22 protein-coding genes and 1 other RNA gene are annotated in these 25898 nt (G+C 40.9%); 16 read left to right on the forward strand and 7 right to left on the reverse strand.

Annotated elements, in window-relative coordinates; genetic code table 11:
- Nucleotides 1-274: 274 nt before the first annotated feature.
- On the reverse strand, nt 275-1108 hold the full coding sequence (locus VEB00_05820) for an aminotransferase class IV (GenBank protein HYF82527.1): 834 nt from the start codon (nt 1106-1108) through the stop codon (nt 275-277).
- A 165-nt stretch (nt 1109-1273) separates the two neighbouring features.
- Here VEB00_05820 and VEB00_05825 point away from each other — a divergent pair, with 165 nt between their 5' ends.
- From VEB00_05825 to VEB00_05835, 3 genes are read left to right on the forward strand one after another with little or no spacing between them, the layout of a single operon-like run.
- Nucleotides 1274-1939, forward strand: a complete 666-nt coding sequence (locus VEB00_05825; protein ID HYF82528.1) for an MgtC/SapB family protein — start codon at nt 1274-1276, stop codon at nt 1937-1939.
- A 54-nt stretch (nt 1940-1993) separates the two neighbouring features.
- Nucleotides 1994-2692 (forward strand): hypothetical protein, encoded by a 699-nt coding sequence (locus tag VEB00_05830; GenBank protein ID HYF82529.1) that lies wholly within the window; start codon nt 1994-1996, stop codon nt 2690-2692.
- A 47-nt stretch (nt 2693-2739) separates the two neighbouring features.
- Complete coding sequence (locus VEB00_05835; GenBank protein HYF82530.1) at nt 2740-3972, forward strand: fucose isomerase; 1233 nt, start codon at nt 2740-2742, stop codon at nt 3970-3972.
- Nucleotides 3973-4109: 137 nt separating this feature from the next.
- Here VEB00_05835 and VEB00_05840 read toward each other — a convergent pair whose 3' ends face one another.
- Nucleotides 4110-4721: a DNA-3-methyladenine glycosylase gene (locus tag VEB00_05840; protein ID HYF82531.1), complete on the reverse strand. Its 612-nt coding sequence runs from the start codon at nt 4719-4721 to the stop codon at nt 4110-4112.
- 226 nt (nt 4722-4947) lie between these two features.
- Between VEB00_05840 and VEB00_05845 the strand changes: the two genes are divergently transcribed.
- Complete coding sequence (locus VEB00_05845) at nt 4948-5448, forward strand: GAF domain-containing protein (protein HYF82532.1); 501 nt, start codon at nt 4948-4950, stop codon at nt 5446-5448.
- A gap of 250 nt (nt 5449-5698) precedes the next feature.
- On the opposite strand, the gene glgP is transcribed toward VEB00_05845, so the two are convergent.
- The gene (gene glgP / locus VEB00_05850; protein ID HYF82533.1) at nt 5699-7309 is read right to left on the reverse strand and encodes an alpha-glucan family phosphorylase; all 1611 of its coding nucleotides are present in this window, start codon (nt 7307-7309) and stop codon (nt 5699-5701) included.
- Between the two features lie 385 nt (nt 7310-7694).
- On the opposite strand from glgP, the gene malQ reads away from it, so the two are divergent.
- The 3 genes from malQ to VEB00_05865 are packed head-to-tail and all read left to right on the forward strand — an operon-like array spanning nt 7695 to nt 11201.
- Entirely contained in the window at nt 7695-9218 is a 1524-nt protein-coding gene (malQ, locus tag VEB00_05855; protein ID HYF82534.1) for a 4-alpha-glucanotransferase, read from the forward strand.
- A 2-nt stretch (nt 9219-9220) separates the two neighbouring features.
- On the forward strand, nt 9221-10150 hold the full coding sequence (locus VEB00_05860) for a CPBP family intramembrane glutamic endopeptidase (protein HYF82535.1): 930 nt from the start codon (nt 9221-9223) through the stop codon (nt 10148-10150).
- A 28-nt stretch (nt 10151-10178) separates the two neighbouring features.
- The gene (locus tag VEB00_05865) at nt 10179-11201 is read left to right on the forward strand and encodes a LacI family DNA-binding transcriptional regulator (GenBank protein ID HYF82536.1); all 1023 of its coding nucleotides are present in this window, start codon (nt 10179-10181) and stop codon (nt 11199-11201) included.
- A gap of 48 nt (nt 11202-11249) precedes the next feature.
- Here VEB00_05865 and ssrS read toward each other — a convergent pair.
- A non-coding RNA gene (gene ssrS / locus VEB00_05870) (6S RNA) lies at nt 11250-11439 on the reverse strand.
- A 254-nt stretch (nt 11440-11693) separates the two neighbouring features.
- Here ssrS and VEB00_05875 point away from each other — a divergent pair.
- From VEB00_05875 to VEB00_05885, 3 genes are all read left to right on the forward strand, one after another.
- Nucleotides 11694-12233, forward strand: coding sequence for a DUF402 domain-containing protein (locus VEB00_05875; protein HYF82537.1), 540 nt, complete (start codon nt 11694-11696; stop codon nt 12231-12233).
- Between the two features lie 67 nt (nt 12234-12300).
- The gene (locus VEB00_05880) at nt 12301-12834 is read left to right on the forward strand and encodes a rubrerythrin family protein (GenBank protein HYF82538.1); all 534 of its coding nucleotides are present in this window, start codon (nt 12301-12303) and stop codon (nt 12832-12834) included.
- Nucleotides 12835-13095: 261 nt separating this feature from the next.
- Complete coding sequence (locus tag VEB00_05885; protein HYF82539.1) at nt 13096-13269, forward strand: asparagine synthase; 174 nt, start codon at nt 13096-13098, stop codon at nt 13267-13269.
- A 75-nt stretch (nt 13270-13344) separates the two neighbouring features.
- On the opposite strand, the gene VEB00_05890 is transcribed toward VEB00_05885, so the two are convergent.
- Nucleotides 13345-14163, reverse strand: coding sequence for an RMD1 family protein (locus VEB00_05890; GenBank protein HYF82540.1), 819 nt, complete (start codon nt 14161-14163; stop codon nt 13345-13347).
- A gap of 58 nt (nt 14164-14221) precedes the next feature.
- Nucleotides 14222-15349, reverse strand: a complete 1128-nt coding sequence (locus VEB00_05895; protein HYF82541.1) for a glycosyltransferase family 1 protein — start codon at nt 15347-15349, stop codon at nt 14222-14224.
- Nucleotides 15350-15558: 209 nt separating this feature from the next.
- Here VEB00_05895 and VEB00_05900 point away from each other — a divergent pair, with 209 nt between their 5' ends.
- Nucleotides 15559-16677: a Xaa-Pro peptidase family protein gene (locus tag VEB00_05900; protein HYF82542.1), complete on the forward strand. Its 1119-nt coding sequence runs from the start codon at nt 15559-15561 to the stop codon at nt 16675-16677.
- A gap of 44 nt (nt 16678-16721) precedes the next feature.
- On the opposite strand, the gene nhaC is transcribed toward VEB00_05900, so the two are convergent.
- Nucleotides 16722-18176, reverse strand: coding sequence for a Na+/H+ antiporter NhaC (gene nhaC / locus VEB00_05905; protein ID HYF82543.1), 1455 nt, complete (start codon nt 18174-18176; stop codon nt 16722-16724).
- Nucleotides 18177-18856: 680 nt separating this feature from the next.
- Here nhaC and VEB00_05910 point away from each other — a divergent pair.
- From VEB00_05910 to VEB00_05930, 5 genes are all read left to right on the forward strand, one after another.
- A complete protein-coding gene (locus VEB00_05910) occupies nt 18857-19267 on the forward strand; it encodes a twitching motility protein PilT (GenBank protein HYF82544.1) in 411 nt (136 codons plus the stop codon).
- 290 nt (nt 19268-19557) lie between these two features.
- Entirely contained in the window at nt 19558-22197 is a 2640-nt protein-coding gene (locus VEB00_05915) for a DEAD/DEAH box helicase (GenBank protein ID HYF82545.1), read from the forward strand.
- A gap of 12 nt (nt 22198-22209) precedes the next feature.
- Nucleotides 22210-24324, forward strand: coding sequence for an ATP-dependent helicase (locus VEB00_05920; protein ID HYF82546.1), 2115 nt, complete (start codon nt 22210-22212; stop codon nt 24322-24324).
- 41 nt (nt 24325-24365) lie between these two features.
- Nucleotides 24366-25280 (forward strand): DUF5685 family protein, encoded by a 915-nt coding sequence (locus VEB00_05925; protein HYF82547.1) that lies wholly within the window; start codon nt 24366-24368, stop codon nt 25278-25280.
- A complete protein-coding gene (locus VEB00_05930) occupies nt 25249-25878 on the forward strand; it encodes a J domain-containing protein (GenBank protein HYF82548.1) in 630 nt (209 codons plus the stop codon). Before VEB00_05925 ends, VEB00_05930 begins: the two co-directional genes overlap by 32 nt.
- The last annotated feature ends 20 nt before the right edge of the window (nt 25879-25898 follow it).

Raw genomic sequence — 25898 nt, forward strand, 5'->3', positions numbered from 1 at the left:
TTGTATATCAGCGAACACTTATAAGTCTTTGGGTAACAGAATAGAGCTTGATACGTAGGAAAATCCGTAAGATTTACGTGATGTAAATCTAGCACATACCAACAGGACGTTGGGTTTATGTGCGTTAGGATTTTACAAGTATCAAGCTCTAATTCTGTCCAAAGCTTATATTGTGTGAGTCGGTATACAAGGTTAATGCTCTTATGTAGCTATAGTCACAAAAGTACTTCAAAGCCCTTCTCAATCCTATGAAACTTGGCTGTATATCCCTAGCCTATCCCCGTTTACCTCTAATGTACTCCTGCAGCATTTCATCATAGCCCTTCATAAGTGCCTTGATTACTTGATTGTCGGCTGAGTCAAAGTGCATATCATCAATTGTACTGATTGGGAGAAGCTTTGGAGAGGTGCCTGTCATGAAAACCCCATCCATATCTCCAAGCATAGAAGCATTTATGGGCTCTTCCACTATTTCAATTGCCAGCTTTTCGCAGAGTTCAAATACGCATACACGGGTTATCCCTATTAATACACTGCCCTTGGGAGCTGTATATACTATGCCGTTTTTGACGAAGAATACGTTGGAACGGCTTCCTTCGGTAACCTGATTTTCACGATTGACCAGCAAAGCCTCATATGCTTTAGCACTGGACAAAGCGTCAGCTACCTTTTCCTTAAAGCTTAGATTCACAACCTTTGCATTGGGGTTAGACCGCTCCTCATTGAAAAGTATGGCCGGGACTCCCCTTTTATACTCATCTGCTGCCGGATAATTGCTTTGTATGAAATATGCCATATAATCAGGGAGGATGTTTTCCAGGTTGTATACTATGATTTTTATATTCTTGTTGGGACTGTCATTAGCTTTAATCAGCTTATGGATACTGCTTTCAACATTGTCTGCTATTGAGCCAACAGTACAGCCAGTGAGCCTTGCTGAAGCCTCCAGCCTTTTCAAATGCCTTTCGAGGAAAAGCGGAACTCCGGACAATACCCTTATTACCTCATAAATTGTCTTGGAGGAACCTGCAGAAAGTGCGCCGACTTCAGATGCCGACACGATTCTACCGTTGGTTATAACATAATCTTCAATTATTTCGCTGCTCATCAATCTGGCTCCTGTCTCCATATATTTTGAATAAACTCTACAATAAAAACTTAACACTAAGTATATTATAATTCAAGAAATTATATTATATAACACAGGAATAAATGAGCAATAAGTCGAATAATGTATGAAATTGGATATTATATGATAAAGAGGTGGAGACTCATGCCTGATAATATGGAGCTGCTTTTAAGACTTACCCTTGCCTGTCTGTTCGGGGGGCTCGTCGGCATCGAAAGGGAACGGAACAGACATCCTGCCGGCTTTAGGACACATATACTTGTATGCGTAGGTTCCACCCTGGTTATGCTGTGCAATATCTTTATTTTTGAGCGCTATAAGAATTATGCCAATATTGATCCGTCACGCTTAGGAGCTCAAGTAATAAGTGGAATCGGTTTTCTGGGGGCGGGCACGATATTGAAGGAAGGGGTTACAGTAAAAGGCTTGACAACAGCGGCCAGCATTTGGTCAGTTGCTTGCATCGGGATTGCTACAGGATTGGGCTTCTATACTGGTTCGATATTTGCGACTGCACTTGTTCTTGTAACGCTGGTAGTCTTTTCAAGAGCTGAAGGTCGTTTGTATGGGAGAAGAAAAAGCACACTACTGAAAATTAAGGCCGTGGATAGACCGGGGCAGATAGGGAAGATAGGTACTGAATTGGGCAAATGTGGTCTGCAAATCTGCGACATTTCCATGGAGGTTTCGGATGAAACCTCTGTTCTGATAAAAGTCAGGATTAGCAGTGCAAGACAGGATATCGACATGGAGGTAATGGACTGTTTATCGAAAATAGATGGCATTTTATATGTTGAGGTTTGCGAATGACGTTTTTTTTCTGTATAATAATATTACGTCAAAAATAACAATGGGGGACTAGTTTTGAAAAAAGGTAGTAATTTTCGCAATTATTTATGGTTTACGATTTGGTTTGGAGCTCTATTCGCAGTTGCTTTTATTCTTTTATATCCGACCACCCATACTTTGTTTGTGACAGCAACAAAGACGCATCCTTATATCATGGGTTTTGTAAAGGTAGCAATCCTGGCTACAATGGGTGAGCTTATGGCACTCAGAATAGTTACAGGTGAATGGAAAAGGCCCGTAGGCCTACAGTACAAGGCATTTATATGGGGACTTCTTGGTGTGGCTTTTGTATTAGTATTTGATATATTTGCTACAGGCGTTGCTGGCTCTATGAGCAAGGCGCTGCTTCCATTCAGTGGAAATAAAGCGATTGATCAAGTGTTGTTCGCTTTTTTCACCAGTGCATTAATGAACCTTATATTTGCACCGACCTTCATGCTTTTTCACAGGGTGACAGATACCTTTATAGACCTTGGAAACGGCAGGCCCTCGGAGATAATGAAAGTAAAACTGAGAGGTGTAATTGCTAAGATAGACTTTCACGGCTTTATTAGCTTTGTTTTGATAAAGACAATTCCGATATTCTGGATTCCTGCTCATACTGTAACCTTCATGCTGGCACCGGAATACAGAGTACTTATGGCATCTTTCCTTTCAATTGCCATGGGAGGAATACTGGCTTTCGCTAAGAGAAGAAAACCAACAGCTGCCTGATAAAGGCAGATTTTAAATAATTATAAACAAAAGGCAGGTGGAGTATCATGAAGCTAAAGCTAGGAATAATCACTTTGCTTTCCGCATTACATGATGCTACTAAAGTTGAAAATTCCCACTATAATTTCATTTCAGGGCTAAAAAAGGGTTTTGACATCTCCTTCATAGACCCTGAAGATTCCGGCAGCGTAGATTTGTCAATTGTGTTTATTGGCTCGGGAGGTACTGAAAATTATTTCAGGAATATTTACGATAAACTCCCAAAGCCGGTGTTGATGTTGACAGATGGTATGCACAATTCCCTTGCTGCATCAATGGAAATACTGGCATGGGTCCAGGAGCTTGGGGATGAGGCTGTCATACTGCACGGAAGTATTGATGAGATGATTTCACAGATAAATTACAATTATAGAGTACGCATAACCAGAAGTAGATTGAAGGAAGCCTCTATAGGAGTTGTGGGTTTTCCGTCAGATTGGCTTATCGCAAGCGATGTTAGCTACATAGAAGCCCAAAAGAAGTGGGGCGTCTTGTTTAAAAATGTCGAACTGGATGAACTCAGTCAGAAGTTAGAGCGGATAAGCATTGATGGCGCAAAGAGAATCGCAGAGGACTTTATGAAAAGGGCTGCTGGGTTAAGGGAGCCAAATGAGAAGGATGTAATTGAAGCAGCAAAGGTTTATTTGGCCTTAAAGGCATTGCGTGAAGAATATGACTTTGACGCTGTAACTGTGCGATGTTTTGATTTACTTGCAAAGCACGGAACAACAGGGTGTATTGCACTATCCCTTCTGAATGACGAAGATGTGATCGCAGGTTGTGAAGGGGACTGCCAAGGGATGTTCTCAATGCTGCTAGTGAATTTGCTTACGGTCAGCAGGTCCTTTATGGCAAATCCGGCTTATATTGATATTGAGAAAAACGATATAGTTTTTACGCATTGTACCATCCCAACTAAAATGACGGAAAAATATATTGTAAGAAATCATTTTGAATCACATATCGGAGTAGGCATACAGGGAATTGTTGAAGAGGGTCCGGTCACAGTGTTTAAATGCGGCGGAAGTAAGTTGGACAAGTACTTTGTGACATCAGGGCAGCTTATTGAAAACCTTGAGGATGACAATATGTGCAGAACCCAGCTGAAAGTGCATTTGAACTCAGATACAGACTATTTCCTGAAGAATCCTATAGCCAACCATCATTTAGTGATAAAAGGGGATCATTCCAGCCTCATAGACCGCTTTATGCACGATATGGGCTGCAAGAAGATAATGTAAAAAAAGCTGCTAACCAGTGCTTATTAACATAACAGATATCCAGTCAATCAAAATGTTAATAATGCACTTCATTGATGTTGTGCCCTGCTGCTAGAAATGGATTCTATTACAGGGCACCTCTGAGGTTAGCAGCCTTTTTAACTTTTAGATACATATTTGTTTCCCTCTATAAAGAACCTCCAGGCCTTGTGAGTGTATTCCTCTGCATAGTCTATGTTAATCCTCGGGGAGCTTTTTATGCTGAAGGGTTCACTCTGGGCATTGCATATGTAAAGCTTGCTGCCGCAAAGGTCAAGCCCATTATCTGCCTTTCCGATACCCATCGACATGCATAGCTTCCCGGGTCCATTGCACATTCCCAGCCTCTGTTTTGGGGACAAAGAAGAGAGATCCATGCCATATCTTAATTGCGCCATATGTGCTTCACCATCAATTGGCTCAACAGCCCTCACCAACGCAGCTGAAGGTTTATCTTCCTGCTCTGTTACTACATTGAAGCAGAAGTACATGCCATAAATCAAGTAGACATAGGAAGTACCTCCAATTTGGTACATGACCTCATTTCGTTTGGTTCTTCTCCCTCCATAGGAATGGCTGCCTTTATCTTCTGGACCTATATAGGCCTCTGTTTCTACTATCCTGGCTGCAATTCTGTAATACTGGGTTTCATGCACCAGCAGCTTGCCCAGCAAGTCTTTTGCTACAATCAAAGTATCTCTGAGATAAAAATCCCTGTCGAGTTTATTCATAAGTTCTCCCTAAAGGTGAATTTGGAATTAGTAATGTTGCTACAAAAATACCACAAGCCTCTAAGGATGTCAAAGTTATAAATTTAGGAAAATGTCGATTATTTTACATATTTAGATTATTGCTATATAATAGTTTTAAGTTAAATAGGTGAAGTGCAATAGGTTAGAATATCCATGAATAGTACGGTTGCACGTTATGCACAACCAGATATTAGGAGGGGAAATTATGCAGGATAACAGTAATATAAGCTCAGAGGACAGGGATAAGTTCTATAAGATAATGCTTGTGAGATTGGAGGGCTTGCTTGCGAGTGAAACAGACTGGCTTGCAAACCTGTCAAATGCTGCGGCATTGCTTTATGCAAACCTTAAGGATATCAACTGGTCAGGTTTTTATTTTATAAAGAAGGATGAGTTGGTTTTAGGACCCTTTCAGGGCAAAACAGCTTGCACAAGAATAAAGCCGGGCAAAGGAGTATGTGGTGCTGCTGTGGTAGAAATGAAGACTCAACTCGTGCCTGATGTACATTTGTTTCCGGGACATATTGCCTGTGACTGTGCTTCAAATTCAGAAGTGGTGGTTCCGATAATGAAGGATGGAACAGTGTATGGAGTATTGGATGTAGACAGCCCGATAAAAGACAGATTTGATGAGCTGGATGCAAAATACCTTCAGCTTTTTGTGGATAAACTCAATAAATACATAGATTGGAAACAAATAAGATAAATGATGCGTCTTAAGCAACGGGGAACGGGTACCACGGTTTTCCTTCGGAAAAACACTGAAATCCACTAAACACACGGTGGGAAAAAATATTCTGAAACATAAGTAATAATCGATAAAGAGTAAGTATCAAAACTCTTTAATGTCGCTATATATTATATAAAATTAATCGTGCAATTCCGTAGGAATCCGTGGAACATCCGTGTGTTCAGTGGTACCCGTTCCTCCGTTCCCCTGTGTCACATTATTCTACTTATGCGTTATATAGCTTTTCATAATATTCCTTCAGCATTCGCTCCATTGAGAATTCATATCTTGTGGAGTTAATGCTGTTTTTCATCATTTCTACCCATTTTACCCTGTTGCTGTAGTAAGTGGGCAGCACCTCATCCAGCAGCACTTTGTAAAGTGACTGCAAGTCATGCCTATCCTGCTCTGCCACATCGCTGCTCTCGAAACCATCACCTATCTGCCAGCCGTTGATTTCATGCTGGCAGGCTTCCGGCCACCAGCCGTCCAATATGCTGAGATTCAATACACCATTCATGGCTGCCTTCATACCTGAGGTACCGCTTGCTTCATTAGGCCTCCTTGGGTTATTCAGCCATATGTCGGAGCCCCTTGTCAGCATTTTTCCTATTTCCATATCGTAGTTTTCAAGGAAGACAACTGCGTTAGGATACTTCTTAGACATAGATACAAGGTTTACTATAATCTGTTTGCCCATATCATCAAGAGGGTGAGCTTTACCTGAGAACACAATCTGCAGCTTACGGTTTTCCAATAGTGGCCCAACTATACTCTCATCACTGAAAATGAAGTTGCTTCTCTTATAGGGGGCAGCTCTTCTTGAAAAGCCTATAAGCAATATATCCGGGTCCAGTATCGCTCCAGTACGTTCCTTAACAAACTCAGCCAGATTTCTTTTATTCTTCATATGAGTGTCCCAAAGGTTTCCACTGCCATCAGCTGCAGCCAAGATCTCAGGATCCACCCAGGTAGGTACATGAATGGCATTTGTTATCCCGACTATAGGCTTGGGATAATCTACATGCTCCCACATCTTGTTGGCTGTTTCGGCATGCAGGGCTGCTACAGCATTTGACCTCTTGCATACTCTTAATGCTGCAACTGTCATATTAAAGGGATTGCCTCCGATATGCACCATTTCCTCCGAAGTAAGACCATTAAAGGCTCCCATGTATTGAAGTCTGTCCAAGTAATGCTCTTCATTCCCCTGTCTTATAGGAGTATGAGTCGTAAACACTACTTCCTTTCTTACGGTATCCAAGGCTTCTGGAAAGTTCATGCCACTCTGCTGCAGCTCCTTAATAAGCTCAAGAGCTGCAAGCACTGCATGACCTTCGTTGAAATGATATATATCAACATTTATGCCCAACATTCTCAGGGCTTTAACACCACCAATGCCGAGAACCATTTCCTGAGCTATTCTTTCTTCTCCAAACCATCCATAGAGCTGCCCGGTTATCCAGGCATCCTCATTCTCGGGAAGGTCAGTGTCCAGGAGATAGATATCGGCATTCCCAAATTTGTTGACTTTCCATACCTTGCAGGCAACATCTCTCTGTCTTATATTCACTGAGACCTTAACACCTGTGTCCTCGAGAAAGTCATAGCTGTAATTATGATATGCATCAAAGGGCTTGCTGTCCTTCCCTATTATTTGATCTCCATAGCCTTGCTTCCATTTAAGACCGATGCCGATAATAGGCATGCCGATGTCTTTTGCACCTTTCAGGTAGTCTCCGGCTAGTATCCCGAGACCTCCGGCATATATTTTAAAGTTAGTATCCAAGCCATATTCCATACAAAAATATGCAACAGCTGGAAGTTTATTGTCCATAGTCAAAATTACCTCCCTGATTATATGTTTTGCAATAAACATTTTTACATAATAATTCAATATTGCAAAATCGTATTCCTTGATTAAGGCTTCGTCGCCGAAGGGACAAAGCCCATAGGTTGCCTAATTCTTCCTTGAACCAGCTTTAATGCAACCTATATAGATAAATAAATTTAATTATTCCCATTATATACTAAGAATAAATATTGTACAAACGTTTGCACAAGAATTTTACAGAGATAATTGCAGCAAATATCTCCAATAGCATTCATATGCACTACTAATAATATTGACACTGTCATGCATTTATAATAGTATTATAACTGAATTTGCATTATTAATAGCAATAATGCGCAAACGATTGCACTTGTTTGGAGGTAATAAAATGAAATTCAATAGAGAGAGCGGGATACTTCTGCATCCTACCTCGCTGCCTTCGAAATATGGTATTGGTGAATTGGGTAGAGAAGCATATGCTTTCGTGGATTTTTTAGTAGGAAGCAGGCAAAAGCTATGGCAAATACTGCCCCTTGGACCGGTAGGCTATGGAGAGTCTCCATATCAGTGCTTCTCTGCTTTTGCAGGCAATACTATGATTATAAGCATTGAGAAGCTTATGGAACAGAAGCTTTTATTTCAGGAGGATATAGATGTATTGCCTGTCTTTAATAAAAAGCTCATTGAGTTTGAAAGAGTAAAGGTCTTTAAATCAGCTTTATATAGGAAGGCATTTGGAAGATTCAAAGCTGCTGGTGACAATGTAGAATATGACATATTTTTGAAGGAGAACAATTACTGGCTTGATGAGTTTTCTTTCTTCATGGCATTGAAGGACCATTTCGGTGGAATTGCATGGAACCTCTGGGATAAAGAAATAGCTTTCAGGAATCCTAAGGCTATGGAAAACTACAGAAATATTCTTGCCCATGAAATTGAATATCAGCGGTTCCTTCAATTCGTATTCTTCAGCCAATGGCTGGAGCTGAAAGCTTATGCAAACAATAAGGGAGTGAAAATAATAGGGGATTTGCCTATTTTCATTTCCTATGACAGCAGTGATGCATGGTCTCAGCGTTCCTTTTTTGAACTGGATGCTGCTGGGAACCCTTCAAAGGTTGCGGGAGTGCCCCCGGACTATTTCAGTGCAACAGGTCAATTTTGGGGAAACCCCCACTACAAATGGGATGAAATGGAGAAGGATGAATTTAAATGGTGGAGAGACAGATTGGATATGTTGCTCAAGGTGGTGGACATTATCAGAATCGACCATTTCAGAGGCTTTGAAAGTTACTGGGAAATACCTGGAGGGCAGAAAACCGCACAAATCGGCAGTTGGGTAAAAGCTCCAGGGAGAAAGCTTTTTCAAACCCTAAAAGCATACAAAAATGATATGCCTATTATTGCTGAAGATTTGGGCGTAATCACCAAGGAAGTGGAAGAACTGAAGAATGAGTTTGAATTCCCGGGTATGAAAATACTGCAGTTTACTTTTGGGAGAGGTTCGGAGGAAAGGTTTCTGCCGCACAATTATGAGGAGAACGCAGTTGTGTATACCGGGACGCATGATAATGATACCACTGTAGGCTGGTATCAGAAGACTAAGGAGACAGATCCCGAGTCAATTGATGAAATGAAGAGGTATTTCAGCATTACGGATGAGGTTGGGGAGAAGGCTATATGCTGGATGCTAATAGAGAATGCCTTGAGCAGCAGAGCCAATACTGCGATATTTCCTTTACAGGACATTCTTTGTCTAGGGAGCGAGGCAAGAATGAATATTCCCAGCACAATAGGCGGGAAGAATTGGGCATGGAGGCTTGAAGGGGGACTTCTGACATCAGAACTGGAGGAGAAGCTTGCAAGTCTGTCAGTGCGTTACAATAGGAATGCTGCAATTACGGAGGTATAACAATGACAGCTGGTTCAAATAAGAAGGATGTTGCATCAGCACTTTTTAGGGTTGCTTCAGTATTTACCCTTGATTTTATTATAAATATTGCTTGGTCATTTGTTGCATTAATCATTTTTGGGGCTTTTTATTATTCAAAAGGCACTTACGGTAACAGCAACGAAATTATTGACCAAATGGTAAGAAGTCCGGAATTCTTGTTCATCACCTGTATTTACAATATATTTGTTATAATGGTGACCTACCTGGTCTGGAAGTTTGTAGATAAGCGGGATACAGAGATTATTGGACTAAAGTGGAAGAAAAACAGCTTTAAGCTGTTTGGACTGGGTTTGGTTGGAGGCACTCTGGAAATTGCGCTTATTATGCTGCTGTCTCTTTTCATGGGAACCCTATGGTTCCAAGAATCTGGATTAACCATATTCAGCAGCGCTGAAATACAAAGGTCTCTATTATATGGTGTTTTGGCCTTTCTGCTGGTAGGCTTCGGAGAAGAAGCACTTTTCAGGGGCTACATACAGAAAAGGCTAATGCTTGCCATGGGTAACAGATGGGCGTTGTTTATAAGCTCACTGATTTTCATGGCGGCTCATATTCTGACCTATGGAAAGCTGCTGGATTTTATAGATGTTGCATTAGGGGGCGTAGTGTTAGGCTACCTTTACATACTGACAGATTCCTTATATATCACGGCTGCCTATCATTTCATATATGACCTTATACAGGTCAACATAGTAAAACTGCAGGATTACGAGCACTTCAAAGGCGCAGTGCTGTATGTGTTCAATAACTCTGGCGATATAGTGGTTTCAGGAGTCAATTATGGGAATATTATCGAAGTCTCTTTTATAATTGCAGAACTCATTGTTTTGATGCTGCTTTATACATTCAGGTATAAAATCAGGAAAATGAGTACAGAGAGTAGTAGATGATAATAATTGTAGCCGGGAGGGCATATAAATGGCAATAACAATAAAGGATATTGCAAGGTTAGCAGGAGTTGATCCATCAACGGTCTCGAGAGTTATTGCGGATAACCCGAGGATAAGTGTAAAAACAAAGGAAAAGGTCCTTAAAATAATGGAAGAGCTGGACTTTTACCCTAATGCCATAGCGAGGAGTCTTGCAAACAGAAGTACAAAGACAATTGGAGTTATTATGCCTCACTCCACGGAACAGGTTTTTGTAAACCCATTTTTTACCGAAGTCATGAGAGGTATAGGGGTAAGTGCCCTTAAACAAGGCTACAACGTCCTTTTCTCTACTGGCAGCAACAGCGAGGAGGAATATAAGGCTACAAGCCGCCTAGTTAATGAAAAGAGGGTGGATGGCCTTATACTGCTGACTTCAAGAATTGGGGACAAGACAATAGACAGCTTGAGGAAAAAGCGTTTTCCATTTGTTGTTGTTGGCAAACCCGCAAATATGGAAGATGTAAACTGGGTGGACAATGATAATCAAGAAGCAGGCTTTTTGGCTACTGAATACCTTGTAAAACTGGGTCACGAAAGGATTGGCTTCATTGGTGGTGAATTCACCTATGTATTTATGGGAGAAAGGTTCAAGGGTTACAAAAAAGCGTTGGATTCCTACAGTATAAAGTTTAGTAAGGAGCTTTTGAGCCTTGGTGAATTCGTAGAAGAAGGAGGATACAACGCAGTAAAAAAACTTTTAGCACAGAAAAACCGTCCTACTGCAATTGTTGTGGCAGATGACCTTATGGCTTTTGGAGCTATGAGGGCTATAAAGGAGCAAGGGCTTACAATACCTGATGATATCTCTTTAATAGGCTTTAATGATACCCCGCTTGCCAACTATGTAGACCCGCCTCTGTCCTCTATGGAGATTTTCGTATATGATCTTGGCTACAATGCCAGTGAGACTCTAATCAATCAGCTGCAGGAAACAGATGGGCATAAAAAGCACATCATCATACCAGCAGCACTGAGAATCAGAAAGTCAACAATAAGCATTAAAAAATAGGCATAAAAAAAGAAAAGCTTTGGATAGGATCCAAAGCTTTTCTTGTATTGTTTTCCCAAAATGACGTGTAGCTATAATTTGACACCTAGCTCTCGCTAGGGGGGTACCCTGATATGGGTTTCTACCTTCCTCTGCTGCTGACAGATTGTAAATGAGGCATGATATCACGTCATATACGCAGGTTCCCGTTTTGGCTCTGTAGGTTCAAATATAGGCATATCGTACATCCCAGGCTTAATACTCTTAATTTAATTTTATATTAACATAAAACATTAACATAGTCTATAGAATTATATGCCGCTGCTTGTATTTTTATCTAGAGACTGAGGATATATAGTATATAATGTTCATTCTATATGGGTATTATCTGCAATGAAAAATAGATTTATGTATATTAGAAATATTTCATTTTAACGCATATTGTTGACCGAAGCAGGTATAATTGTATATACTAAAAAAAAGGGTAATTGTGGATATGCAGGGGGGATTTCTTTGAAGCATACAATTCTGGATTTTGAAGCAATGATTGAAAGCGTGAGGAAAGACGGAAGGATACATGATTATAGGATTCAGGAACTGCGGGTTTATGAGAATTACCTATATTACAACAGGAGATATGTCGACCATAAGTATCATGAGTCTGTTGAGTACAATCTTTTTCCTAATGAGAACATCGGCATCTACAAGCTGCACCAATCCAACAAGCAGCAGTTTGATCCATCGGAAGTGTATAAATACTATGTGGATATGGTAAGTGTCTCTAAGGAAAAGAAGCTTTGGAGAGCAAAGGATTTATACATAGATTTTATTGTCAAGGGCGATGGAAGATATTATGTGGTAGATATCGATGAGTTTAATGATGCTATAAGCAGCAAAGAGCTTAAGGAAAACGAGGTAAAGGATGCCCTTAATGGTTTGGATAATATTCTTAAGGGTTATTATGAAAGCAATGATCTGGAATATTATATAAATAGTCTTAGGGAGCAATACAGCGGGATAGGAAAGCTTTTGCTGAGTAAAAAAACAGCTTGACATATATTGTAAGTTAATATATAGTTATTCTTAATAAATAATTAATATAAGTAATGGGGGTTTTATTATGGATATAAAAGGTACAAAAACAGAGCAAAACTTGTTGACAGCTTTTGCTGGTGAATCTCAGGCAAGAAACAAGTATACATACTTCTCCAGTGCAGCTAAGAAAGAAGGCCTTGAGCAGATTGCGGGAATTTTTCAAGAGACTGCAGACAATGAGAAAGAGCATGCAAAAATGATTTTTAAATTCCTCTGTGGAATTGGAGACACAAAGGAAAACCTGAAGCATGCAGCAGAAGGTGAGAACTACGAGTGGAGCTCCATGTACAAGGAATTCGAGAAGACTGCCAGAGCAGAAGGCTTTCAAGCGATTGCTGAGTTTTTCAACAAGGTGGCAGGCGTAGAAAAGGAACATGAGGAAAGATACTTGGCTCTGCTGAAGAACCTTGAAGAGAATAAGGTGTTCAAGCGTGATGAGCAGACCACATGGAGATGCAGGAACTGCGGACATATTCATGTAGGTGCTGAAGCTCCTGAATTATGCCCAACTTGCAAACATCCAAGAGCATACTTTGAAATAGCAGCATTTAACTATTAATTATATATTTCGCACTTAATCCTTTATAGTATAATTCAAATAAGTGCGAAATATTACAGTTAAAGCCCGTGAAGCACTAAGTATCCTTTCTGATAAAAATTCATACATGCATCTAGTATGAATTTACATATTTAAAAACTTAGTGAGTAACATGATCAGTCCTTGCAATTTATTGCAGGAACTTGTTTTTTTCAATATAATATGTTGCATAAAAACCTCCTGTATCCAAACAATATATATAAAAAGCAAGGAGGTGTTCATATGGCAAGAAAGGTAAGAGAGGGACTTGTACCCACAGTTCTCGGCACTGCTGTTACAGTGGCAGGTCTGGCAGCTTTTGGAGCTGCTCCGGTGGCCGCAGCTGGAATAGCTGGTTTTGGACTTGCTCACGTTGTACTTGGCGGTATAGATCTTGTAACTCATAATAAAAAGTAAAGGATGACTTTGGACTGATTGATAATCTATAAACAAAAGTGTCCCGTGGCTTGATTGCCATGGGACACTTTTTATTTATAGAAAAAATTTGAATTCAACAAGAGTAAGTATTATTTCTATTCCTATAAGTATAATAACCATCCATTCCAGCCTATTTCCCCGCCTCTGATTCGTCAACGCTCCAAACACCTGTGTAATGTCCATCAGAGTTTCTGTCTTGGCTTGGATCTTTTCGTATCTTTCTTTCAACTCATAGAACTGGGAGAGCTGGATATAAAGAGTTTCTGCATTTTGGTTTTCCCAGGTAATATCTGGTTTATCCAAAAGCATTATATATGATATGGTATCAAATTTAAAGCCTAAAATTCTGGCTGACATTTTAGCATTTTTTGCATCACTAATATTCAATATCCCCCGACCAAGCAAATCAACCATATCTTCAACCTCGTCAAGGAGGCTGTTTAAATCCTTTTCTACTTTTTCAAGGGCAACAGATTTTGACAGTACGATTGCGAGTGTCTCAAGCTGGTAGCTTTTAAACTCTTTAACTGACATGCTGTTGAAGTCTACAGAGAGTTCATCGGTTCCTATTTTTAGCATGTAGCTTTCCCAAAACCTGAAATCAGCGTTTTTTAGGTTACCTTCCAGCTTTTTCAGATAATTCACCACATCAACTATTTCATTGTGCTCCATGTCGATGAATACTATGCTTCCGAAAGGGAAAATGACAGCTGATTTTCCTTCGGGGACTGGTATGACGCCTTTTAGATGCTCCTCTTTAAGAGTAAGGTAGTCTTCCCACTTATATTTTTTATTAATTCCAAAATGGGAAGAGACTTTGTCTAAGCTTATTTCATTGCATAATGAAAAAGCTTTAATAGACTTTGCTTCCATAATATCTCTCCTCTTCGGTAATATAGTTTCATCAGCACATGTTCTTGATTTTTGCCGATTAAATGCTTTTTATACATTTATTGTACACATCAAGAGTCTCTGTGACAGTCTTGTGCCATGAATATTCTTTAGCCTTTTCGATACCCATAAGGCTGTACTTCTGCCACTCATCCCTATCAGTAAGCAGTGTGAGTATCGAGTCAGCAATGTTATCAATAGAATAAGGATTTGTCAGCATACACGCATCCCCTACAATTTCCGGTATGGAGGATACATTGGAGGTTACAACAGGGGTACCGCATTGCATCGCTTCCAAAGGAGGCAGGCCGAAGCCTTCATACAAGGAGGGATACACGAATACCTCTGCTCCATTGTAAAAATAGGGCAAATCTGCTGTAGGAACGAAATTCAGAAACTTTACATAGTCGCAAAGCTCAAGCTCCTCAGTAAGCTTCCATAGGGATCTGAAGGACCTGGAATGCTCTCCCAAGATTAGAAGGTTAATTACTTCCTCTTTTTCCATTATAACCTTCTTAAAGGCTTTAATCAATCGGGCTATATTCTTCCTTTGGCTGAAGCCTCCGAGATAAAGCACATACTTCTTATCCACGCCATATTTGTTGAAAATCACTCTCTTTGCATTATCCTTATCCAAAGGTCTAAAGATCGGATCTGCAGCAAGGTGCGTCACTGTAATTTTGTCGTCAGCTACTCCGAAGTATTTCTGGATATCCGATTTGGAATAATGAGAAACAGTTATTATATGAGAAACATCTTCAATGATGTATGGAGTATTTCTCAGGGTATAGTCCAAGTGGGGCCTGTCGACTGTTTCCGGCATTACATAAGGAATGAGATCATGGAGGGTTATGATTTTGACTCCCTTTAAGTTCTTAGGAAGTCCAATGCCATTGACGGTATTGTGAAAAATATCAATGGGATAATTGATATCCCATTTCAAATCATAGACATTACGCCAGAAATCAAGACGCCTTTCGCCAATCAGAAGGTTCTTGGGTATATCATTGATGTCAAAATAATCAGTTCTATCTTTATATGGATAGAATAAGTATATATTCTTCAATTGCTGCTGTTTGTTCAAGTTTTCCAGCAGGTTGTTGGTATAGGTAGCTAAACCGGAGCCTATATGCCAGGTTATTATTCTTCCGTCAATCCCAAGATTCATATTTTATTAACCTCCCGAAAGATATTGTGTTGCATAGGGAAGCCCTAACAATACAAAGGTAGAAACACATATATTTTCATAATATGTATAACCGGAAAGAATGTGACTGAGATACTTGTACTATATAAATAGTAATATACGAGTAATTGCCAAATTGTGCTATAATAATTATGGTTTGTATTTTGAAATTTTGGAGGGAGGAAATATATATGCGTAATGCCGACGAAACGAGAAATCTGGTTTCAAGAAAAGACAAGCTTACTGCTGTGATGAAGGAAAAAGAAATTAAAGCGCTAGTGCTTAGTCCGTCAATGGATATGCTTTATACTACAGGCTTCAATACTTTCCAGGGAGAAAGACTGCTGGTATCTGTCCTTGATGCAAGCGGTGATATAGTATTTATAGTACCAAAGATGTATGAGCATGAGGTAAGGGGAAAAGCTATATTTGACCGTATCATAGCGTGGGATGATTCACAGGATCCTAAGGAAATCCTTGATTTGTTGTGCCATGAAAAGGGTTATTCGGAAGGCGCAGTTGCTATCGAAGATACTATGTGGTTTAATATCTTTGAAAAAATATATGAAGCTTTTAAGGGCGCTCGATTTATTAAAGCGACCAGTGTAATTGGAGAGCTGAGAAAACATAAAACGACTGATGAAGCTGATAAGATGAGGAAGTCCTCAGAGCTGGCGGACAAGGCTGTAGCAAGGACTATTCCAAGGATTAAGGCAGGTATGAGAGAGACTGAAGTAAGGGATATTTTGGAGGCAGAGCTCAAAATGCAGGGCATGTCAAGTCCATCCTTTGAAACAATTATAGGCTCCGGACCTAACAGCGCTCTTCCGCATTATACTGCAGGGGATAGGATTCTACAGGCTGGAGACAGCATCGTTATGGACTTTGGCGGCGTACACCAGGGTTACTGCTCCGATATGACCAGAACTGTAATGCTTGGTAAGGCAACATCGGAATATAGAGAGGTATACGAGACTGTCAAGGAAGCTCAGAGAAAGGCTATAGAAGCAGTAAAGCCAGGGGTGAAAGCTTCTGAAGTAGATGCTGCTGCAAGAAGCTATATTACTGCGAAGGGCTATGGGGATTATTTCATACACAGGACAGGACATGGGATTGGTATGGAAGTCCATGAGGAGCCGTACATATCAAATATTAGCAAATCTATACTTCAACCTGGAATGGTATTCAGCATAGAACCGGGAGTATACCTGCCAGGCAAGTTCGGAGTGAGGATAGAAGACCTTGTAATGGTGACAGAGACTGGAGTGGAAGTGCTGAACAAGTATACAAAAGAATTGATAGAGATATGAAAAAAAGCCTGTTGCTTGCGCAACAGGCTTTTTGTTTGAACTTATTAAGCTGAAACGCCTTTATTCTTTGCTTTTGGTCCCTTGTATTCCGGAGCTGATGGGTCATCTTCCAGCTTCATCATTGTGATTCCTGTGAAACCGAATACGATGGATACTATCGGGTTAACAAGATTCAGGAAGCAGTATGGAAGATATTCTATTGTTGGAACACCAAGGTATGTTGACATTGTAGCACCGCAAGTATTCCATGGAACAAGCGGTGAAGTAAGTGTACCGGCATCTTCCAAGCACCTTGAAAGGTTTCTTGGAGCAAGGCCTCTTTTTCTGAACTCATCCTTATACATTTTGCCAGGAAGAACTATTGAAAGGTACTGGTCGCCAGCAAGAACGTTTGCGAATATGCTTGTGAAGATTGTTGCTGTAACCAGCGAGCCTGTGCTTTTTGCAAATTTCAGGATTACTTTTGCAACAGCTTCGAGCATACCTGTCTTCTCGAGTATTCCGCCGAAAGTAAGAGCTGCCAATATAAGTGATATAGTCCACATCATGCTCTGGTAGCCGCCTCTTGTGAGGAGGTCATCAAGCACCTGGTTTCCTGTTTCAGAAACAATGCCGTTCTGCATTGCATTCATAATATCGGCAAGGTTTGCACCCTGGAACAAAACAGCAGCAACTCCGCCAAGGAGTGTGCCTATGAAGAGACCAGGTACAGCAGGAACCTTTTTAGCAACCATTACGATTACTATTATAGGTATAAGCAGGAGAAGGGGATTAACATTGAAATTCTCCTTCATTAGACTCATAACTTGCTGTATGTTGGAAGCGTCAAGAGCTGTGCTGGCAAATCTTGCGCCTAAGATGCCAAAGCCAATGAGTGCTATTACTAAGCTGACACCTGTGGTATATACCATATGTCTGATATGGTCGAAAAGAGTAGCACCAGCCATAGCAGGAGCCAAGTTGGTTGTATCGGAAAGAGGTGACATTTTATCACCGAAGTATGCACCGGATATTATAGCACCAGCTGTCATTGGAGCGGGTATTCCAATACCTGCGCCTATGCCCATGAGAGCTATACCTATTGTACCTGCTGTGCCCCAGGAAGTACCTGTCGCAAGGGATACAATACAGCAAAGCAGACATGCAGCTACAAGGAAAAAGCCAGGTGAAAGCACCTGCAAACCAAAGTAGATAAGTGTGGGAACAACACCACCGAGTATCCATGTACCTATTATCATACCTATGATTGCAAGAATTAAAATAGCCTGCATCGTACCTGATATACTGGAGATTATTCCTTCTTCAACCTCACCCCAAGTATAACCGAGTCTGGTTATTGCAACAATTGCTGCCACAAGAGCTCCCAACACCAGTGGGATATGCACATCTCCGTTTACACCGAAGAACGGAAGAACCATATACATTAAAAGGCCGATTGTAATTACAACTGGAATCAGTGCTTCGAGTAGTGTTGCTTCTCTTTTTGTTTTTTGTGCCATTTATATTGCTCCTTTCGTATTTTACTGACTATACCTGTGTAGTTAACATAATTCACGACTCACCCCATGCTTAGAAAACATAATATGTTGCACAGATAAAGCGGTATTAATTTATATTCATACATTATTGTTAATAGCTATAAGTACTGGCTTTGTAAGCATGGAGATGCGTATATTATCTCAAGAAATTTACATTATGTAAATAGAAAAAATATGCAATTGAAGAGATAAATGTGAGATATTTTAGGTCAAGTAAACTTCCTCCTAATATTTTTTATCAAATGCATAATAAATATTGAAAAAATGCTTATAATATGAAAAACGAATATTTTGCATTTTTATCAGATTCTGGATATATAGATTTTGCGAAATACCCAATATGAAAGCTTAGTGCGTTCAAAAAGATTTATCAACTTATTTGAGAATATTTGAAATATAGGGATTGAACATGCTAAACTTCTAAAAATACAGAATATTTAGAAGTTTGCAGCTATATTTAGATTGAAAAAGTTATCATATTATAGTATCTTTATATTAATCTCCAACAATTTATTTTGCGAAATATCAATTTGTATATATTCAAATTTCGCAAAATATTTCATTACAGTTATTGAATTCGCACTTTACCCTTGATTGGGCTAGGGGCGTTCAATATAAAAACATATAAGGGGGTAATTATTATGGTTAAGTTTATTCTGGGTGTAAAGGGCTCAGGTAAGACAAAAAGAATGATCGACATGGCTAATGAGTCCGTCAAAGCATCAAATGGAAACGTAGTTTATATCGACAGAGACAGAAACCACATATATGACCTTAACCGAAACATTAGACTAATTGAGGCTGGCGAGTTTCAATTGGAAAACCTCAAATCCTTTTATGGCTTTATTTGCGGCGTGATATCACAGAATTTTGACATAGACAGAGTATTTATTGATGGGCAGAAAATAGTAAGCAGTGCAGAAGACGATTGTCTTGAAAAGTTTGTTAAGAACCTTGAGAATCTCAACGAAAAGTTTGGTGTGAATTTCACGGTAAGCTGCAGCAGGAGTGCAGATGGAATACCGGAATTCCTGAAAAGTTACCTTATTTAATTAATCTAGAAAACAATTTAAGTTCATATACAATATAGAAGACCCTTTTGCGGGTCTTTTATTTTTTTCGAACATAAAATAGTTAATTACAATATTGTATTATTTTGATAAAATAAGTATGAGAATGAGAACATATGTTTATGTACAAACTCAGAATGATTATCGAAATGAACAAATGGATATATAAATATCCCTTCCGGGCAGAGTATTGCCTGTCATCGATGCAGTTTCACTGCACGATTGGATTACATTAGGTATGCTTTAATAAATTAAAGCAAGGGGGATTAACTGTGAACTTTTTAAACCTGGGTGAATTTAAAAACAGGATAATATCAACCAAGACTATAAATGCCAGAAACCCAATTTCAACAGATTTTCCAGAGGCTTTGTCTCCGGAGCTCTGCGAATACTTGAGAGGCCAAGGGGTAGACAAACTCTACTGCCATCAGAGTGAGATGTTTGAAAAAGCTTTACAGGGAAAAAATCTGGTCATAACAACCGCCACCTCCAGTGGAAAGACACTGAGCTTTCTATTGCCTGTGGTGCAGAAGATACTTGAGGACCCTACCACAAGGGCGATATTCCTGTATCCTACAAAGGCATTAGCCCATGACCAGTATAGGAACCTGGTTCCGATATTGGAGCACTTCGGTCCCAAAAGGATACAGGCAGGGATTTACGATGGGGATACCCCCACAAGCGAGAGGTCAAGAATCAGGAAAAATGCCAACATTATACTGACAAACCCCGAAATGCTTAATTCATCTTTTTTGACCAACCACAGCGTCTTCGGCTTCAACCATATATTCTCACGGTTGAATTTTCTTGTGATTGACGAGCTGCATTATTACAGGGGTGCTTTTGGTTCTCATATGGCAAATATCATGAGAAGGCTGGGGAGAATATGCAGCTATTACAAGAGTTCGCCGCAATTCCTCTGCAGTTCAGCCACTATAGCCAATCCAGTGGAGCTGGCCTCAAACATTTGCAGCAGGGAGTTCATACAAATAGATAAGGATGGTTCGCCTTCCAGTGAGAAAACAGTGTATTTCTGGCAGCCTCCCCTGGTAAGGGATACACAGTATAGGCGGACGCCGGAAGCGGAAGCCTCAGAACTGATACCGACATTGGTGGAGCAGGATGTAAAATTCATTACCTTCTGCAAGACCAGAAGAGAGGTAGAGGTTGTATTGAAGGAGGTAAGGGATAAGCTGTCCAATCTTGATGACAAGCCTACACTGGGAAGAAATCTATCTCACCTGGTAGCCGGATACAGAGGCGGCTATACCCCTGAGGAGAGAAGGGAAATTGAGTCCAGGCTGGCATCCGGCAAGCTGGCTGGAGTGGTGTCTACCAACGCACTTGAGCTGGGCATAGACATAGGAAAGCTTGATATAGTTGTCGAAGCCGGATTTCCCGGTACCAAGGCATCTTTTTGGCAGCAGCTGGGCAGAGCTGGGAGAAGGGGCGGAAAAGCGTATGGAATACTGATACTTGATGTCACACCTAACGACCAGTATCTTGCAATAAACAGCGACTGGCTCTTTGATACCGGCGTGGAGAACGCGGTAATTGACAAGGATAACCTTTTTATTCAGCTGGCTCATGTAAGGGCTGCGGCAGCCGAGCTGCCTTTATCTCTTGATGATGCAGCGATTTTTCCGGATCTTGGTGAGATAGTACCTGTACTTATACAGGCCAAGGAGCTTAGAAATGAAGGCGGGAGCTATATCTGGACGGGAAACGAGTTCCCGGCAGGGGACTTTAATCTAAGGAATATTAATAATAAGACCTATAAAGTAGTAAACAAGCTGAACGGCATGGTGATTACCGAAATGGATGAATACCTCGCATTCCATGAGGTGCATCCCAAAGCTATATATATACACGACAGCATGCAGTTCATGGTAGAGAGCCTGGATATTGTGAACAGGATAGCACATGTATTTCCTGTGGATATGAACTATTTCACAGTTCCTTTTGTTGAGACCGATGTAAATGTACTGAGGGAATTCAAGGCTCAGACTGTGAAGAGGACTGAAGCACGTTTCGGAGATGTGAAGGTGAAAGAGGCGATACCTGCATATAAGATGGTGCAGTTTCACAACCATCAGAACCTTGGTTTTGAGCGCATAACGCTTCCTCTTTTTCAGGAGATAGAGACAGAAGGTTTGTGGTTTACGGTGGATGACGAAGTAGACAGAGTTTTCAATGCCTATACGCAGCATAACTACTATAACGGCTTAAAGCATAGTCTGCTTAACGCTTCCATGAGAAGGACAATGTCCACACATGAGGATCTTTCGGCCACTGTATTCAACACAAAAACTGAGCAGGGGGAGGTCAAAAAGTCTCATATACTCATATATGACCTTTATCCGGGAGGGCTTGGTTTTTCTGAGAAGGCTTATGATTATGCGCAGAACATCCTGGAGGAAGCAATACTGCTGGTGGAAAACTGCGGCTGCGAGGATGGCTGTCCTGCCTGCGTAGGAGACTATCACCTGGATAAGAAGCTGGTGCATTGGGGGCTTCAATCCATGCTAAAGGAAGCGAAGACTCCCGAAAACATAAAAAAGGCAGAGCTGGCTCCAAGGATAGTGATTGAGCATATGTGCAAGCTTTCTGAGCTGCCTGCAAGATGGGATGAGTTCGTACGCTTCCTGAGGTCGAAGGGTGAGTACATGAACAGCTTCCTGAGCACAATAGACAATGTTGAAGTGTCTGGTTCCCTTCTAAATATAGTAACGGACTTCAAGTTTTATGAGGAATGGATATTGGACCCATCCAATAAGCGAAAGCTTGTGAATACAATCAAGAGATATGTAGAGGTGCCATCGGGGTTTGATATAAGCGTTAAGGTCTTAAGCAAGACCCCGGGAGATATAGGCGAGAAGATAATGAGAAGGTATGACGATTTAGTGAAGTAGGTGAGTCCTTATATGGAGGATTTGTATAGAAAGCTTAAGGGACAGGAGAAGCCTGAGCTTCAAGAGCTGCTGCAGGACCTGGATAAGCTTAATGAATATCAGAGAGCCGCTGTATTGGATCACAGCAGGGTAATGCTTCTGAATGCCCAGGTAGGCAGTGGAAAGACTACAGTATTGATAAACAAGATACTTTATCTGCACTTTGCCAAGGGGATTCCTCTTGAAAGCATGGTAGTGCTCACCTTTACCAATAAAGCTGCGGAAGAGATAAAGATACGCATAAAGGAAAAGAACAAAAGCATAAAGGAGGAGGAGCTGCGTTTCTTCGGGACCTTTCACGGAGTATGCAGAACACTTCTCTCTTCTGTGCTTCCGGTAAAAGAGCTAGGATATACCAGCGGGTTCTCAATCTATGATGCTGATGAAATGCTGGAGCTGTATGAACGGGTAATAAATGAAAATGATCTGGCTTTGAAATACAAGAATAAGATAAGAAAAAGGATCGAACAGCACAGGCAGGGAAAGCTTCTTTATGGCAATATGAAGCATGATGATGACCTGACTGAATTCATCAAGCTTCTAGAAGCAGAAAAGAAACGCTGCAACGCAATGGAGTTTGATGATCTTATAGAGAATGCCACAGCTCTTCTGCGAAACCATGAATATGCCCCGGAATGGATAATTGTTGATGAGTTCCAGGACAGCGATGACAGACAGCTTGAGCTTATTGAGTGTATGAAGAAGGAAAAAACGCACGTTTTTGCTGTAGGGGATCCAAACCAGGTTATATATACATGGAGAGGCAGCAGAAAAGATATTTTTGGGGAGTTCAGAAAAGCATACAATGGGAATGAATTAACCCTTCCCATAAGCTATAGGTCCACCACAACTATTTTGGATGCTGCCAGAGTATTCCTTGAACCGGGACAGCTTATCAGGGGCATAAGGGACGAGGGTAAGCCCATAGTGGTGAAAAAACACCATAACACCTTCAATGAAGCCTTATACCTTTGCGACAGGATTAGGAAGCTTGTGAGCGAGGGTTTTAAGTACAGTGATTTTGCTGTACTATACAGAAAACAGAAGCAGTCGGAAGTGTTCACGAATGTATTTGAAAAAGGCGGAGTACCCTATGAGGTTTCTTTAAAGCGGACGCTCAAGGACATACCTGTATTGTATTGGCTTGTGAGGCTGTTAAAGGCAGCAGCTAATCCTAACGACAGGGATAGCGTTGCATACATGCTTAGGGATAACAGATACGGCTTGGGTATGGGGAAAAAGCAGATAAAGGAGATTATTTGCACCGTTGAGGCGGGTGACACCCCGGGTAACGAGCTGATGAAAAGGACCATTGAATTTAAAGCTTGGTGCGGCACTGATAATGAAATAGATGCTGTACGCATTTTCGAATATTTCGATCTTGGCGTATATCTGATGCCCACCTCCATAACCTATGAGGAGGATAGGACAAGGGTACTGAGTTTTCTTGGGGATATAACCAGGTATGCAGCTGACACTGGACAAGAGCTATATGCCAGTATTAAGGATTATCTGAATAACTCTGCACTGTATGGAAGTCAGTTGCTTAGTGAAAGAGCAGGGAAAAGCAGCGATTCAGTCAAGCTTATGACACTGCATGCCTCCAAGGGGCTGGAATTCAAGTGTGTGTTTATTTCTGCCGCCAATCTGGGGTTGATACCTATTCCGGCAAGAAAACCGGGAGAGGAAGAAGAGGAGAAGCGGCTGTTTTTCGTGGGTATAACCAGAGCTAAGGATTTTCTTGAGATATCCTATCATACAAACCCCGATGAGTTTGGTGTATACGGAATACCAAGCCCATACCTGAGGATGATTCCTCCTGAACTAATTGACAGTGAGGATTTTGTAAGCCGTGGAGCGAACCTTTCAGAGCTTCGCCGTGAGATAAAAGCAAATATCGACGTCAAGAGGATAGAGCACGATGCCCAGGCAGCAATACCTGAAATCAGTGATATAGTGAAGGTATACCATGAAAAGTATGGTCAGGGTATAGTAATTAGTGAAGATGAAGCCAATATTACGGCAGATTTCGAAGTATACGGAACAAAAGTGTTTTCCAAAGCATTTTGCCCGCTTACTTATGTTTAAATATGCTATAATAGTAGGAAAAGAAATTTGAAGGAGCTTACATGTTTGGATATATAATGCCGGAAAAGCCGGAGCTAAAGATGAAAGAATATGAGCTGTTCAGGGGTTATTACTGCGGCTTGTGCAAATCAATGGGCAGAAGCTTTGGGACCTTTTCAAGATTTGCACTTAATTATGACTCTGTTTTTTTGGGATTATTGCTTTCCTCAGTTCATAATGAGGTGCCTGTGCTTAAGAAAGAAAGCTGCATAGCCAATCCGGTGAAAAGAAAATGGATAGTAAAAAACAGCAGGCATATTGATTTTGCAGCAGACATTAATGTGCTGCTTACGTATTATAAATTGAAGGATAACATAAGGGATGAGGGCGGTTGGCTTCCGCGGATAGCACAAATGGCTTTCCGAAGAGGTTATAAAAATGCTGCCTCAAAAAACAAGAAGCTTGACGAAATCATAGCTGCTTCAATTTCGACACAGGTACTATTGGAGGAGCAGAAATGCAGTTCGATGGATGAAGCGGCGGAGCCCTTTGCAAATATGCTTAGCCAGTTGCTTGCCGCAGGCTACAGTGGTGAAGATCAGTCAATATCAAGGATTCTGGGCTGGATAGGCTACAATCTGGGAAAATGGGTTTACTTAATAGATGCATTTGATGATATGGAAAAGGATATAAAAAGCGGAAGCTATAATCCTCTTTTGCAGCAATACAAATATGAAAATCAGGATATTAAAGCTTTTAAGACGGGAATTGCAGATGAGGTTAGGATAAATCTTCTGCAGGCACTGTCACAGACCACGAGTTCTATAGAGCTATTGAAGCTGAGCAATAAAGGGATAATTGATAATATCTTATATGAAGGCCTATACGGCAAGACTGAGAAAGTATTGAGCTGCATAACCAGCGAAAAAAGGAGTTGCACGAGAGATGAGAAATCCATACGAAGTATTGGGAATTAGAGAAGGCACAGATGCAGAGGGAATAAAAAGAGCATATAGGGAGCTGGTTAAGAAGTACCACCCGGATCAGTACCAGAATAACCCCCTGTCAGATTTAGCTGAAGATAAGCTTAAGGAGATAAATGAGGCTTACGATTACCTTATGAAGAAGGCGGAGACACAAAAAGGGAGCAGGAGCTACAGTGCACAGGAGGGGCCAAGATACAGAAACGATCAGGAGGAAGCAGGCAGAGCCTACTATGACCAGGTAAGGACATATATAAATATGGGCAATGTTGCTGCTGCCGAGCAAATATTGGATGGAATCAGTTTCAGGGGTGGCGAGTGGCATTACCTCAAGGGACTTATCTTTATGCGACGAGGCTGGTACAATGAGGCAGTTACGAGCTTGAAGACCGCTGCGGATATGGAGCCCAGCAACTTTGAATTCAGAGATGCTCTGAACAGGGTAATGAATACAAACGGGCAGTATCAGTCAACGGTATATAACAGGAGAGGCTATAACAATGGACCTGACTTATGTGGCTTATGCCAGTGCATGGTCTGTACAGACTGCTGCTGCGAGTGCATGGGCGGGGACTTTCTTAGCTGCTGTTAACATAAGAGATGTAAAAATCA

Source organism: Clostridia bacterium (genome assembly GCA_035628995.1).
In the GTDB taxonomy this organism is placed as follows: Bacteria; Bacillota; Clostridia; order Lutisporales; family Lutisporaceae; genus BRH-c25.